Annotated in this window: 13 protein-coding genes; 10 read left to right on the plus strand and 3 right to left on the minus strand. The window is 61.0% G+C overall.

The features are described from left to right. Nucleotides 1–20: 20 nt before the first annotated feature. Nucleotides 21–1,022: a helix-turn-helix transcriptional regulator gene (locus BLW50_RS06260; RefSeq protein ID WP_139267497.1), complete on the minus strand. Its 1,002-nt coding sequence runs from the start codon at nucleotides 1,020–1,022 to the stop codon at nucleotides 21–23. A 248-nt stretch (nucleotides 1,023–1,270) separates the two neighbouring features. Between BLW50_RS06260 and BLW50_RS06265 the strand changes: the two genes are divergently transcribed. The 8 genes from BLW50_RS06265 (at nucleotide 1,271) to BLW50_RS06300 (ending at nucleotide 9,938) form a co-directional block, all read left to right on the plus strand. Then, the gene (locus tag BLW50_RS06265; RefSeq protein WP_090699039.1) at nucleotides 1,271–2,305 is read left to right on the plus strand and encodes a DUF1254 domain-containing protein; all 1,035 of its coding nucleotides are present in this window, start codon (nucleotides 1,271–1,273) and stop codon (nucleotides 2,303–2,305) included. Between the two features lie 249 nt (nucleotides 2,306–2,554). Continuing rightward, complete coding sequence (locus BLW50_RS06270) at nucleotides 2,555–3,355, plus strand: hypothetical protein (RefSeq protein WP_139267498.1); 801 nt, start codon at nucleotides 2,555–2,557, stop codon at nucleotides 3,353–3,355. Between the two features lie 47 nt (nucleotides 3,356–3,402). Further along, a complete protein-coding gene (locus BLW50_RS06275) occupies nucleotides 3,403–4,230 on the plus strand; it encodes an acid phosphatase (RefSeq protein WP_090699044.1) in 828 nt (275 codons plus the stop codon). 310 nt (nucleotides 4,231–4,540) lie between these two features. Then, on the plus strand, nucleotides 4,541–5,431 hold the full coding sequence (locus BLW50_RS06280) for a LysR substrate-binding domain-containing protein (RefSeq protein WP_090699047.1): 891 nt from the start codon (nucleotides 4,541–4,543) through the stop codon (nucleotides 5,429–5,431). Between the two features lie 157 nt (nucleotides 5,432–5,588). Next, nucleotides 5,589–6,743 (plus strand): mandelate racemase/muconate lactonizing enzyme family protein, encoded by a 1,155-nt coding sequence (locus BLW50_RS06285; RefSeq protein WP_090699049.1) that lies wholly within the window; start codon nucleotides 5,589–5,591, stop codon nucleotides 6,741–6,743. Further along, the gene (locus BLW50_RS06290) at nucleotides 6,740–7,750 is read left to right on the plus strand and encodes a Bug family tripartite tricarboxylate transporter substrate binding protein (RefSeq protein ID WP_090699053.1); all 1,011 of its coding nucleotides are present in this window, start codon (nucleotides 6,740–6,742) and stop codon (nucleotides 7,748–7,750) included. Before BLW50_RS06285 ends, BLW50_RS06290 begins: the two co-directional genes overlap by 4 nt. 191 nt (nucleotides 7,751–7,941) lie before the next feature. Then, on the plus strand, nucleotides 7,942–8,925 hold the full coding sequence (locus BLW50_RS06295) for a Bug family tripartite tricarboxylate transporter substrate binding protein (protein WP_170850015.1): 984 nt from the start codon (nucleotides 7,942–7,944) through the stop codon (nucleotides 8,923–8,925). A gap of 35 nt (nucleotides 8,926–8,960) precedes the next feature. Continuing rightward, nucleotides 8,961–9,938: a Bug family tripartite tricarboxylate transporter substrate binding protein gene (locus BLW50_RS06300; RefSeq protein WP_170850016.1), complete on the plus strand. Its 978-nt coding sequence runs from the start codon at nucleotides 8,961–8,963 to the stop codon at nucleotides 9,936–9,938. A gap of 54 nt (nucleotides 9,939–9,992) precedes the next feature. On the opposite strand, the gene BLW50_RS06305 is transcribed toward BLW50_RS06300, so the two are convergent. Then, a complete protein-coding gene (locus BLW50_RS06305; protein WP_090699062.1) occupies nucleotides 9,993–11,156 on the minus strand; it encodes a mandelate racemase/muconate lactonizing enzyme family protein in 1,164 nt (387 codons plus the stop codon). A gap of 175 nt (nucleotides 11,157–11,331) precedes the next feature. Between BLW50_RS06305 and BLW50_RS06310 the strand changes: the two genes are divergently transcribed. Then, on the plus strand, nucleotides 11,332–12,240 hold the full coding sequence (locus BLW50_RS06310) for a LysR family transcriptional regulator (RefSeq protein WP_090708787.1): 909 nt from the start codon (nucleotides 11,332–11,334) through the stop codon (nucleotides 12,238–12,240). A 34-nt stretch (nucleotides 12,241–12,274) separates the two neighbouring features. Here BLW50_RS06310 and BLW50_RS06315 read toward each other — a convergent pair whose 3' ends face one another. After that, complete coding sequence (locus BLW50_RS06315; RefSeq protein ID WP_090699066.1) at nucleotides 12,275–13,108, minus strand: IclR family transcriptional regulator; 834 nt, start codon at nucleotides 13,106–13,108, stop codon at nucleotides 12,275–12,277. A 65-nt stretch (nucleotides 13,109–13,173) separates the two neighbouring features. On the opposite strand from BLW50_RS06315, the gene BLW50_RS06320 reads away from it, so the two are divergent. After that, complete coding sequence (locus BLW50_RS06320; protein WP_090699070.1) at nucleotides 13,174–14,121, plus strand: cupin domain-containing protein; 948 nt, start codon at nucleotides 13,174–13,176, stop codon at nucleotides 14,119–14,121. The last annotated feature ends 122 nt before the right edge of the window (nucleotides 14,122–14,243 follow it).

Raw genomic sequence — 14,243 nt, forward strand, 5'->3', positions numbered from 1 at the left:
ACCTTCCACGGGAAACGCGATTAGCTTGGCCGCGACTGCTCGCGAAACCGACGCGGTGTAATGCCAGAAATGCGGCGGAAGGCACGACTGAAGTGTGCTGGATCGGTGTAGCCGGAAGAAAAGGCTACATCGATAATCTTGCAATCCGTGTCGCGCAGAAGCTTGCTCGCACTCTCATATCTGACGGTATCGAGTACGTCTGAATAGGAGAGGCCGACATGCGCGAGCTTGCGTTGAAAAGTGCGCGCGCTGACGCCCGCCATCTCCGCGACGTCAGCAAGAATTGGAATGCCTTCATCCAGATAGGACGGCAACATCAGTTTAAGGAGTTCGACGATGTCGTAGCCAGAGGAGCCATCGTCGTGATCGGACAGCGGAGGGTTTAATTCGGTCGAATGATTGGAGAGGCTGAGGAGCTCGACCGGCAGGCTGATCCAGGCGGAGTGCTGGTCTGACAGGAACCGTACATTTGGCCAAGAGTCTTGTGTCGTCTGGCTCGGCTTGTAACGGCCTTCAAATGCAATTGTCGCCGGCCTCCAGTGTGGCCCTGCGAATTGCCGAACGATGTATATAGAGAAAATGTTCTGGATCCATTGCGCATGCTCCAGATGCAGGAACCCGTCCGTCCTGGCGAGCCTGCTGCAAATCCGCACGTGATCATAATCGTGTTCGATCCACATGCTCAGAATTGTATCTTCCCGCGACGCCCAGTAGCAGGCGTGCCGCAGCGCAACAAGCAGCGTCGGGGAATGAGCGATCAGAGCCCGTGTCTTTTCTCTCATATGGCGGTAATGCAGCCGCTGGCTCGCGAGGAAGCCGAAGTCTTGAATACCCTGGGCCCTCTGGCTGGTTTCCACGAAACGGAGCGCCGGCAGAAGGGGGACGTAGAGATTGCTCTTCTCCTGAAGAGACGAGGGAAGCCGAAACTTTTCCAGAAGCGTCTCTGTCGGCGCACCGATTTCGTCGAGAATTCCGACGAAAGGCAGAAGAAACTGGGCGCGTGTCAAAGGAATGTTGGCCATTGGATCTCGCCGCGATCGTGTGCTGACGCTTTCTACTAGGAATTTCCAAGGATTCGCTACAGGCGAGGCGCGCATTTGGCGCGAAATGGCAAGACAGACGATCTGCCTATACTCGAAAAGGTCCGAACAAAGTCCGTTTGCCGATCAGACAGCGATCGGTTAGACGGCATTTGAATTGGCCCGTGCCGTGCCTTGTGGGATGGCTCCTCGGCGTTACTTGGCGCGGCCTTGAATGAAGAGGTAGGCTTATGTTGCGCTTGGTTGGGATCAGTCTCGCATTTGCATCAGTTGCACTGACCAGTGGAGCATTTGCCCAGGCGCCAGACGGCAAAATACCGGTCACTGTTGACAATTTCGCCCGGGCTGAGACCGACCATTACCTCGCGGCAAATGCAAAGGTCATAGGCGGACTGGGCAAGTTTCAGCACTCCCGAGCGCCCGCATCGATCGATAATCAAACGGTCATCCGTATGAACCGGGATACGCTTTATTCGTTCGCGGTGTTTGATCTTGCCGCCGGGCCGGTCACGCTCTCGCTGCCTGACACGGGCAAGCGCTATATGTCGATGATGGTCGTCGATCAGGATCACTACCTGCCAATCGTCGCCTACGGCACGAAGCCGGTTACACTGACGCAGAAATCGGTTGGTACCAGGTATGCGTTCGTCGCTGTCCGGACGTTGGTTAATCCCAACGATCCGAAGGATCTCGACGAGGTCCACAGGCTTCAGGACGCGATCAAGGTCAGCCAGAAGGAGACAGGGAAGCTCGATCTTCCAAACTGGGATGAGAAGAGCCTCACGGACATCCGCAATGCGCTGCTCGCGTTGTCAAAACATCAGTCGTCTTTTCGTGGCGCCTTTGGCGCGCGTGGTCAGGTCGATCCGATCCAGCACCTCATGGGCACGGCCTCCGGATGGGGCGGTATTCCGGAGCGGGACGCTACCTACTTGAGCTTCACGCCTGCGAAAAACGATGGCAAAACCGTCTACACCATCAACGTGCCAAAGACCGTGCCGGTGAAGGAGTTCTGGTCAGTGAGCGTCTACAACGCAAAGGGCTTCTTCGAGAAAAACGCCTACAACGCTTATTCGATCAACAGCATTACAGCGAAGAAGAACGAAGACGGCTCGGTGGTCGTCCAGCTCGGCGGCTGTGACGGCAAAATCCCGAACTGTCTGCCGATCGTTGAGGGTTGGAACTACACCGAGCGGCTTTATCGTCCGGAGCAATCCATTCTCAGCGGCAAGTGGAAGTTCCCAGAGGCGAAGCCCGTAAACTGAGCCTCAAGGGATTACCCTACGAAAAGGGAGAAGTCGGTTTCGTCGCCCCCATCGCCATTGGCGGATGGGGGCTACGGAAGGCACTCCTTGTTGTCTCGTCTCAACTGAGCCGGTCGCGACCTGGCGTATGAGCTGCCGCCAGCATGGTGAGAGCTGCGGCGCCGTGAATGCCGGTAAGTCGGGGGCGCTTCATCGTCCTGCCTCCCTCGAAAGCGCGGCGGAAAATGCTGTCGGCTGTGGGACGGCAGCGTGATTCAAGGAGAAACAGTGCGCTATTTCCTCATCGGGTTGATGTCGGCATCATTGTACGCTCCCGCTTGGGCGTCTGATCTCCCACAGGCCGGCGCGCCGCGCGCCCCGATCGTGGCGTCCGGCCCAAGCTTTTCCATTACGAGCTATATCTGGGCAACTGCGATCGACGGGAAGAGCGCGACCTTCCCACCGCTTCCCGCCGCCGACATCAACTTGCGCTTCCGTGACGTGCTCAGGGAGCTCAACGGCGCGTTGATGGGCTCCGCCGAGATGCGTGTCGATCGGTGGAGCTTTCTGGTTGACGGCCAATTCTCGCAGGTGACGTCCGGCGGCAATCTGCCTGGTCCTTTCTTTTCGTCTCTGAAGGTGCGCTCGCAGACCACGACCATCCAAGGCTCCGTTCTTTATCGTGTCTATGAAGGGGCGGCCGTTTCGCTCGATGCAGGGGGCGGTGTTCGGTTCTGGAACTTGAACAACAGGCTCGAGATTCTGCCCGGGCTCGCCAATCTTCGGATCGACCATCGCGAATCCCAGACGTGGGCAGACCCCATCGTCGGCGCCCGACTTGGGATCAAGCTCAGCGGCCCATGGAGCTTGACGCTGGCTGGCGATGTCGGCGGCTTCAGCGTCGGCTCGCGCCTGTCCTGGCAGGGGTTAGGCAGTGTCAACTATGCCTGGAGCGACAACTTGACGTTGAAAGCCGGCTACAGGGCGCTTCATGTCGACTATCGCCGTGGCGGCTTCTCCTACGACGTCACGCAGCACGGCCCGGCCGTGGCTGCAACGTATCGGTTCTGACCGAGCAATTTATGGGCTCGGCGATGTTGAAAGGAATGAGAATGTCTATGACTGCGACTGCGGTTCGGACCGCAGGTGTTTCCGCGTTTGCGCTGCTCGCGATCTGTGGACAGGTCTTCGCGCAATCGGGCGTGGCTCAGCCTAACGTGACCGATCCCCATTTCAAGATCGCGCCGGGCTATCTGAAGCGATCCGACCTGCCAAATAGCTTGCTCCTGCTGGGGGCGCCCCCGGACGCGGGTTCGGCCGCGCTGGCCAGGGACGAAGAGGCGCGCAAGGCGACGATTCCACTCCGTGATACCGCCCGTTGGAAGCTCGCCTACACCGATGCCGATCTCGCCTTTCCGCAGGCAGCCGACAATTTCTCCTGCGCGATGGGTGTCAAGATCGACGAAAAGCAGACCCCGCGGCTCTACGCGATGATGCAGAAGATGCTGTCGGATTTCGGCCTGTCGACCTATGGCGTGAAGAACAAGTACAATCGCGTTCGCCCCTTCGTCGTTCACAACGAAGCGACATGCAGGGCGGATCAGGAGGCCATTCTGCGTGAAGACGGTTCCTATCCGTCTGGCCACACGGCCGCAGGCTGGGGATGGGCTCTCGTCCTCGCACAGATCAATCCCGAGCGCTCGGATGAGCTGTTTAAGCGCGGCATTGCTTTCGGTCAGAGCCGCGTGATTTGCAACGCTCACTGGCAAAGCGATGTCGATGCGGGCCGCATCATGGGCGCGGCGACCGTTTCGCGGTTGCAGATCAATGCGGCTTTCCTTGCCGATCTCAAAGCGGCAAAGGCGGAGGTGAAGGCGGCGCTGGCGAAGCGACCCGGTCCAGCGCCCCATTGCGCGGCCGAGGCGACAGCTTTGTCCGAGCAATAAGCCAATCTCGCCGTGGCGTGTGTCCGGTTAGATCGAATGGATCCCCGGATAAGCAGAGGATAGGCGGTGTCTATCCCCTTGCAGTGCATCGCGTTTCATCGAAACGCGATGACAAGAAGCCTTATTTATCAAAGCGAAAATAGGGGCGTCCGCCGGCACCTATTGTCTTGCCTCCGCCCGTCAGAACCGGCAGCTTAAGCCCCAATGATCCTGCGCCGTGTAGCGCTGGATGGGGGAGGAAGATGATGGTCCGCAAGGGATGGCTTTGACGGGCCCCAGGGTCGCCTACGACGACGGAAGGCCGCGTTGAATGGCGGTTGACCTGAAATCGCTACGCCTATTCGTGGCTGTGGCCGATCTGGGCAGCATCAGCGAGGGCGCCAAGCGCTGCCATCTGGCGTTGGCGGCGGCGAGCAAGCGCATCGCCGACCTCGAAGAACGCACCCGTCTGCCGTTGTTCGTCCGCCACGCGCGCGGCGTGGTGCTCACACCCGCAGGGCATGCGCTGCTGGTGCATGCGCGCACTGTGCTCTCAGCCATGGATAAGCTCGGCGCCGAGCTGGATGATTTCCAGCGCGGCGTGGCCGGTGTGGTGCGGGTCAGCGCCAACGCCTCGGCCATCGCGCAGTTCCTGCCCGTGCCGATCGGGTCGTTCCTGCGCACGCACCCTATGCTGCGCATCGATTTGCAGGAGCGGTCCAGCGCCGAAGTGGTTAAAGCCGTGCAGGGCGGTCTGGCCGATATTGGTGTGTTCGAAGCCAGCACGCCAGCGCTGGATCTCGACTGTTTACCCTTCGCGCGTGACGAACTCGCCGTGGTGGTCGCGGCGGACCACCCGCTGACGCGCCGGGGCAGCATCGGCTTGGCAGAGGTCTTGAGCTGCGAACATGTGATTGTGCGTGAGGGCACAGCCGTGCATCGGGCCCTGCAGGCAGCGGCGCAGGAGGCCCAACGCCCGCTGCAGGTGCGTATGCAGGTCGGCAGTTTCGACATGGTTTGCCGTATGGTCGAGCAGGGCGTGGGGATCGGCGTGGTGCCGCGTGGGGTCGTCATGCAGGAGCCCGTGCCCAGCAAGCTACGCTGCCTCACGCTCGACGCGCCCTGGGCCTCGCGCCAACACGTGCTTGGCGTGCGCTGGCTCAACGGTCTGTCGGTCGCCGCGAGCGCTTTGCTGCAACACCTGCGCGCCGCGACCGCTTGAGGTACCGAGCCGCTTTCCGATTCACGTGAGCCTTCGCCCCGCGCGAAGCCTGGCGCCTGCCAGAAACGAATTGTTCCCGCCGTGATGGCGCATCACACTCGCGACCAGAGCAAATCGCGTTTCGACCTTCGCTCGAAAACGCCATGGGGAGAAACGCTTGAAGATCGTTCGCGTCGGCGCCACGCCGCTCAACGTGCCTGTCTCCATTGATCTGGTCGGTTTACATAAGGAAACCTCGCTTTCTCTGTGTCTGACTGAGATCGAGACCGACACGGGTCTTGTCGGTCACGGTATGACCGCCATCACCGAAGAAGAAGTCATTGCCACCGCCGTGCGCGAGGTCGCCGGTCCAGCGCTTATCGGCGAGGACCCGCTGGCCATTGAGCGCCTGTGGAGCAAGCTTTACTGGCTGTTGTCGCCGCGCGGCCAGACCGGCTACGCGAGCCATACGATTGCGGCGCTCGATGTGGCGTTGTGGGACCTGAAAGCCAAAGCCCTTGGCTTGCCACTGTGGCGCTTGCTCGGCGGGGCGCGTTCGCGCGTGCCGGTCTACGCGACTTTTGGTTTCGGCTTCTTCGAGCGTGACCAACTCGCCGAGGCAGCGAAACTTTTTGTGTCGCAAGGCTTTCAACGTCTGAAGATGACGGTCGGCGACCATGCGCTGTCGCGGCGCGACGAGCCACGGCCGATCGATAAGGTTATCGCCGAGGACGAGCGCCGCGTCCGCGCCGTGCGCGAAGCCGTGGGCCCGGACGTCAATCTCTATGTCGATGCCAATTGCGGCCTCGACCTGTTCCACGCGACCGAACTCGCGCAGCGTATCGAACCGCATCGGATCACTTTCTTCGAGGAGCCGTTGACGCAGAACGACGTGCGCCAGATGGCCGAGCTGCGTCGGCGCACGCGTATCCCGCTGGCTTGCGGCCAGAACGAAGGCCTGGCTTTCCGTTTCCGCGATCTGCTTGTGCAGCAGGCCGCCGACGTTCTGCAACCCAATGTCACGATCTCGGGCGGCTATTCACAATGTCTGAAGATCGCGGGCATGGCCCAGGCCTTCAACGTGCCAATCGACAACGGTGGTGCGTGGCCTTTCCATAACATGCATCTGCATGCTGGCGTCGCGAACGGCGGTCTCGTCGAATACCACTATGTCGCCGTCGCGCTGCTGCGCCAGATCTACGATGGCTTGCCGGAGCCCGAAGACGGCTGGCTGACATTGCCCGAGACGCCGGGGCTGGGCTTCGAACCGAACGTCGAGCGCGTCAAGGAAATCGCACGCCGGCCCTTGTCGGGCGGAAAGGGCAAAGCATGAAAACCTCTGCTTTAATCCTTTATATGATGCGGCGCCGCGCGCTGTTTGCTCTCGCCATCGCGGCCGGCACCGCTTTTGCCGCGCCAGCGCTCGGCCAGGTTCAAGGCGGTTACCCGAACCGTCAGTTGCGCCTGATGGTTGGCTATTCGGCCGGTGGCGGCGTCGACCTGGCGGCGCGCCTGCTTGCAGCGCGCTTGTCCACTGTGTTGGGCCAGCAGATCGTGGTCGAGAACCGCGCTGGTGCCTCGGGCCAGATCGCAGCCGACGCGGTGGCCAAGGCCCCGCCCGATGGCTACACGCTTCTCATGGGCGAAAGTGGAATGCTGATCGTCAAGATCTTGCAACCTAAGAACACGCTTGATCCTCTGACGAGTTTCAGCCCCGTGGCGGGTGTCTTCGTCTCGCCGCTGGTCATCATCGCGGGCAACGACTTTCCAGCTAAGACGCCGGCCGAGCTCGTGCGTCAGCTCAAGGCGAACCCGGGACGCTACTCCTTTGCGACTTCGGGTGTAGGCACCGTGCAGCATCTCGGCTTCGAAGTCCTCAAACAAGCGACAGGCTCGGTTGTCGTGCATGTGCCATATCGCGGCGCGGCTCAGATCGTCACCGACGTGGCCAGTGGTCAGGTGCCGTTGGGTGTCGTCAGTGTGACCTCTGCGGTTGCCCAGGCTAACGCTGGCGAGCTGCGCGCGCTCGCGCTTATGAACCCGGGGCGCGTTGAAGGGGCGGAAAGTGTGGCGCCGCTCTCGGATGCCGTGCCTGGCTTCAACGTGGCGCCGCGTCTGTTTGTGCTCGCGCCCACCGGCACGCCAGCGGACGTGGTGGGCAAACTCGCCGCGGCGGTCAAGAATGTGCTGGACCAGCCAGAGACCGCGACGGCCGCGAGTGCCCAGGGGACTGCGGGCGCTTACCTCGCGCCGGCGGCACTTGGCAAAGAAATGGTCGAAGAGGCGGCGCGCTGGCGCCGCATCGTTGCGGAACAACAAATTGTGGTCGAGGGCAACTGATAGGGGCGGTACGGCTGCTTCCGCCTTGACCTGATCGCGTCACCCCTCGGCCGGTTAAACATAAGCCAGGGTCCCTTATGCTCGCGACGAAATAATCGTGCGCGTGGCCGTTGCCGGCTTGCCTCATCGCTTAATAACCGGCAGCTTAAGGTCAAGGGCGCCGACGGCAGCGCCGAGATGGGGAGAAGATGATGCTCCGCAGGGGAGGGGCTCTGATCGGCCTGTTGATGGCGGTCGTCTTATCCGGCGCGCAAGCGGCTTTTCTGCAAGCTGCGGCCCAGCAAGCCTATCCGTCGCGACCGATCCACATTCTTCTCGGTTTTGCCGCTGGCAGCGGCGCCGATATCGGCGCGCGTTTCGTCTCAGCTGAATTGCAGAAGCGTGCAGGCCAACCTGTCATCATCGAGAACAGGCCGGGCGCCGGCAGCAATATCGCCATAGGCCTCGCCGCGAAGGCCAAGCCGGATGGCTATACGCTGTTGCTGGCGGCGAGCTCCGCCATGGCGGGCAGTCGCTTTCTCTACAAGGACTTCAAGATCGACACGGACAGCGCGTTCGAACCGGTCGCGGTGCTATTCGATGCGACCTTCGTCATCACTGTCGCGCCGGATTCATCCGTACAGACCATCGCTGCCCTGAGCGAGACGCTGAAGACGAAGACGCGCAATCGCTTCGGCTATACCAATCAGACCGGCCAGCTCGCGGCCGCTTATTATCTCGCGCAAGCGGGCGCGAGCGCGGAGCCCGTTTCCTATCGCGTCACGGCCGATGCGGTGGCCGATGTCGCCAGCGGCACGCTCGATTTCATGGTGCTCGATGGCGGTTTCGCGACAGGCGTTGTGCGCAACGGCAAGATCAAGGCGTTGGCGGTGACGACGGCGGAACGCTCGGTCAGCCTGCCGCAAATCCCGACCATGACCGAGGCCGGCATGAAGGATTTTGTCTTCGCGCCGTTCTGGGCGGTCTACGCGCCGCGCGGCACGCCCGATGACATGATCAAGACACTGCAAGGCTGGCTGCGCGAGATCTACACGTCCGATGCAGCCCGCCAACATCATGGCGTGACCGGCAGCAATGTGCGCTTCCAGGACGCTGTGGTGTTACGTCAACGCTTGCGGGCGGAAGTGGATGAATGGGCCAAGGCGGTGCAAGCGGCTGGGATCGAACCGCAATAAGCGGTCCAATAAAACGGTTCTTGGGGAGGAACAAAATGGATCGACGATACTTTCTGAACCTTTTGGGCGCAGCGCCTGTCGCCTATGCGGCGGGCTTTGAGTCGGCGTTGGCCGAAAGCGATTACCCGGCGCAAACGATTAAGGCGGTGATCGGCTTTGCGGCCGGCAGCGGCGCCGACATTCTGGCGCGCTTCTATAGTAAGAAGCTCTCGGATCTGTGCGGCAAGCCGGTGATTGTCGAGAACAGGCCGGGCGCAACCAGCAATATCGCCTTGTCCATGGTCGCCAATGCCAAGCCTGATGGCTACACCATTCTGTACTCGGCCAATTCCAACATGGCTGGTAATCCGTTCATGTTTAAGGACCTGTCCGTTGACGTGGAAAAGGATTTCACGCCGCTGGCACTGCTGTCGCAAACCACATTCTTCTTTGTCGTTGCCCCGAATTCGCCGTTCAACACCCTTGAGGAGCTGACGAAACATCTCGTGCGCCAGAAAGACAGGAACAAATACGGCTATACCAATCAGACGGCCCATGTCGGGGTCGAGTATTACAAATCCCTCGCGGGGATCAGCGCTATTCCCGTCGCCTATCGCACAGCGGTCGACGCGATGGGCGATCTCAGCAACGGCGGTATCGATTTCATGATCATCGATGGCACATTCGGATCGGGACAGGTGAAGGCCGGAAAACTGAAAGCACTCGCCGTTACATCGGCGACCCGCTATCCGAGCTTTCCCAACATTCCGACCATGGCGGAAGCCGGCATCACGGATTTTGAATTCACCTCGTGGTGGGCGGCCTGGGTGCCGAAGAACACGCCGCAAGACGTCGTCGCCAAACTCGAGGGCTGGTTCGGCCAGATCATGGCGCAGGACGAGACGCGCGAGTTTCTTGAGCCCAATGCCGGCACACCGCTGAAGGGTGGCTCGAAAGAGGCGCGCGAGAAGCAGCGCGTTGAAATTCTGAAATGGAAACGCGCCACCGAGGCGGCGGGGATCAAGCCGCTTTGAACAGGCGAGGTCGATCATGAGCCGGGCGAGCCAAGCTCGCCCGGTTTTGCAAGCTCACTCTGCCAGTTCGCGCATGACCTTGATCAGATCGGACTTGCCTTCGAAGCCGATGCCCGGCAGCTCCGGCATGAGGATATGGCCGTCCTGAACCTTCACGCCATCGGGGAAGCCGCCATAGGGTTGGAACAGATCCGGATAGCTTTCATTGCCGCCGAGACCGAGGCCGGCCGCGATGTTGAGGGACATCTGGTGTCCGCCATGGGGAATGCAGCGCGACGGCGACCAGCCGAACTGCCGCAACACGTCGAGGGTGCGCAGATATTCGACCAATCCGTAAGAGAGAGCGCAGTCGAATTGCAGATAGTCACGGTCAGCGCGCATGCCGCCATAACGCAGCAGGTTGCGGGCGTCCTGATGGGAGAACAGGTTTTCGCCGGTGGCCATCGGCGCATCGTAGAATTCGGAGATGGCGGCCTGCAGTGCATAGTCGAGGGGATCGCCGATTTCTTCGTACCAGAAGAGCGGATAGTCGCGCAGCATCTTGGCATAGGCGATTCCGGTCTCCAGATCGAAACGCCCGTTGGCGTCGACGGCGAGCTGGGCTTGTGAGCCGATCTCCTTCAGAACCGCTTCGATCCGCGCCCGATCTTCGTCAATCGAGGCGCCGCCGATCTTCATTTTGACGACGGTGTAGCCACGATCGACATAGCCGCGCATTTCAGCTTGTAGGGCGCGATTGTCCTTGCCCGGATAGTAGTAGCCGCCGGCTGCGTAGACGAAGACCTTCGGATTGGCCTGTCTGTCCTTCATCTCGGCGAGCAGTCGGAATAACGGCTTGCCTTCGATCTTGGCGACAGCATCCCAGACGGCCATGTCGAGCGTGCCGACGGCGACGGAGCGTTCGCCGTGGCCGCCCGGCTTCTCGTTCGCCATCATGGCCGTCCAGATCTTGAATGGGTCGAGATTGCTCCCCGCGTCGTTCAGCAGGCTTTCCGGGCTGGCTTCAAGGATCCGATTCTTGAAGCGCTCGCGGATCAGGCCGCCCTGGCCGTAGCGGCCGTTCGAATTGAAGCCATAGCCAACCACCCGGCGGCCATCGCGGACGACGTCGGTGACAACAGCCACCAGGCTCGCCGTCATTTTGCTGAAGTCGATATAGGCGTTGCGAATGGGCGAAGCGATCGGCTTCGTGACTTCGCAAACATCAACGATACGCATGCCGTTCTCCCGTCTGGCTCAGGTGGCCGATGAATATTTCATGGAGGAGGATGGCTTCGCCGTCCAATGCCGGCTGGAGCCATATCAGTGCCGTTTCGGCATAACCGTTTCATGCTATAGTACTGTATAAATTCCCTGAATGCAGCTTTGGTCTTACACAATGAACACTACGGGCTTGGAAAGCACTTGGCTTGCCGATCTTCAGGCACTGGCGGAGACGCTGAATTTTTCGCGCGCCGCCGAGAAGCGAAATGTCACGCAGCCGGCGTTCGGGCGACGGATCAAATCGCTGGAAGCCTGGTGCGGGATCGCGCTTGTCGATCGCACAACCCACCGGCTCAGTTTCACGCCCGCCGGCGCGATCATGCTGGACGTCGCCAAGGATGTGACGCGGCGGCTGGAACGGGCGCGAACAGAGCTTGACCAGTTGCGCGCCAGTACCGCGACGCTGACGTTCGCGGCGACCCACGCTCTCTCATTCATCTTCTTTCCTGACTGGGTGCGGCAGATCGGTGGCGATGCGCTGGCCATTCCGATGCGTCTGCTTTCGGACAATATGAATGAGTGCGAAAGACTGATGCGCGAAGGGCGAGCGCAGTTTCTGCTCTGCCACTATCATCCCGACAGCACGATCAACCTCGATAAAGCTGACTTTACCCATATCGAGTTGGCGACGGATCAACTCATTCCCGTCACCGGCAAGAACGCTGAAGGATTTCCGCTCTATCAGCTGCCGGGCGTGCCTGAAGCCCCGGTTCCCCGGATCGCCTTCGAAGAGAAGTCGGGAATGGGGCGCATCTTGTCGTCAAATCTGTTTCTGCGGACGGATCAACTTCATTTGACGACGGTGTTCACGTCGCATCTGGCCATGGTGCTGAAGGCGCTGGCGATCGATGGCAAGGGGGTCGCTTGGATTCCGCAAAGCTTGGCGGGCGACGAATTGGGGCTGGAGGGCCGTTTGACCTTAGCCGGCCCGAGCCAATGGGCCGTGCCGGTCAAAATTGTGCTCTTTCGTCCGCGTGCGCGCATGAGCGACGTGGCGGAGGCCTTTTGGGCGCAGGTCCAGAGTAGGTTTCGGCGATGAAGAAGCTGTGCCGCAGAGGCTTTTGGTCTCCGCTTTAACCTGTCGCCGGGGCGGCATAGCCGAGCGCCTGCGACAACAGATCTGCTGATGACAGCAATTGCGGGACGATCTCCTGATCGATCTCGCCTTGATCGGTCAGCGTCGAGGCGGCCGAGATGTTGATGGCGGCCACCACATTGCCGCTGACGTCACGCAAGGCGGCGGCGGCGCTGGCAACGCCTGCCTGAAAGCCGCCGATATGGACGACGAAGCCGCGGGCGCGATCCTGACGCAATTGCGCGAGTAGGGCTGGCAGGTCCGAGACAGCGCGCGGGCCGGCGCCGCTGAGCGGCGTGTCGCGATAAAGCGCGATGACCTCGTCTTCGCTCAAATGTGCGAGTAAGATGCGCCCCATGGTGGTCGCATAGGCGGGAAGGCGGCTGCCGACATGCACAATGCTGGCAAGACCTTGTCGGGTCGGGACGCGCAACAGATAGACGACATCCTTGCCTTCAAGCACGCCCAGATGGGCCGACCAGCCGGTGCGATCGCGGAGTGCCTCAAGATGCGGGAGCGCCACTTGGACGAGATCTCGGGAGGCGAGATAGCCATAGCCGAGCCGCAGGACGGAGGGCCCAAGCATATAGCTGCGCGTCTCGGGCTGGTGGGTGAGGAAGCCAAGCTCGGTCAGGGTGTAGGCGATGCGGAACACGGCCGAGCGCGTGACGCCAAGGGCATCGGCAAGTTCCCGCAGGCTCAGCTGGGGCCTTTCCGGCGAAAACGCCAGGAGAACGGCCAGGCCGCGCACCAGGCCTGGAACCAGATAACGGTCGGTCTGTCCGGTCAGCAGCTCGGAGAGGGCCGCTGTATCATCGGGATGTTTGCCCATAAAACGCTATATCGCATGTAAAACGGAATTTGGGTAGAGGTTAGTCAGCATCAGCGGAGACACCAATGAACATCATGGTTCCGAACCCCACCTCGCTGGAATCCGACCTGCGCGGCCATGTCGGTCGGCATGTCGCCAAAGTGTTCGACTGGGACGCCTTTCCCAGCAACAGCGGCTTCCCCGAACTCGAGCGGGCGCAAATGCGCTATATCGGCGCCGGCGGCTCCCCGAAGGTCGGCGACAGCTCGACCCTGAAGCCCGAACATTTCACCGTCAGCCTCATCCATCAGCCGGTCGGCAAATATGCCGCCTGCCATGCCCATGAGATCGAGGAGAGCTTCCTGATCCTGGACGGCGTGCTGACAGTTGGCTGGGAGCGCGATGGCGAAGTCGTCGAAGTTCGCCTCGGCCCGAAGGACATGATCCTGAACGCCCGCGACGTCGGCCACGGCTTCCGCAACGAAGGCATCGAGCCGGTGTTGATGTCAATCAGCGTCGATGTCGGCAAGCCGCTGCCGCCGCGTTATCTCTATCATCCCAAGAACACAGCGCCGGAACTGGCGCGCAGCTTTGGCGCCGCGCCGGGCAAGACGATGCCCTTCGATCTTGCTGGAACGCATCCGTTGCAGCAGCAGATGACGCATTACGTCATTCGTCATAACGAGCAGCCGACGCAGTGGGATCCGGCGGGCTTCACCCGCAAGGTCTATGTCGGACCGGGCGGCGTGGAATCGGATACCTGCCGCAAGGAAATGCTCGGCATTCCCGTCGGCGTCGGCGTGAAGCCTTACGAGCGCGATGTCGAAGATGCTTTCCTCGTAGTCGAGGGTAGCCTGACGGTTGGCTGGGAAGAGAACGGCGTGAAGACCGAGCTCGAACTCGGGCCGCGCGATCTCGTCCTCAATCCGGCCGGGCGTCGCCATTGGTTCCGCAACAACAGCGCCGGGCCTTGCACTGTTTGGTCGGTGATCGGCACCGAAAAGCCGGAAACGGTGGCTTTCGAACGGGCCTGATTGTACGGCGTGCAATGATATTTCAGGGCTGCCTTCAAAGGGCAGCCTTGAAGCCAAAAGACCAGCCAATACATTCGTGCTGTCTCACACCGATGAGAAGCTCCTGAGGTTTAATTCCATGG

Source organism: Beijerinckia sp. 28-YEA-48 (assembly GCF_900104955.1).
Lineage (GTDB): Bacteria > Pseudomonadota > Alphaproteobacteria > Rhizobiales > Beijerinckiaceae > Terripilifer.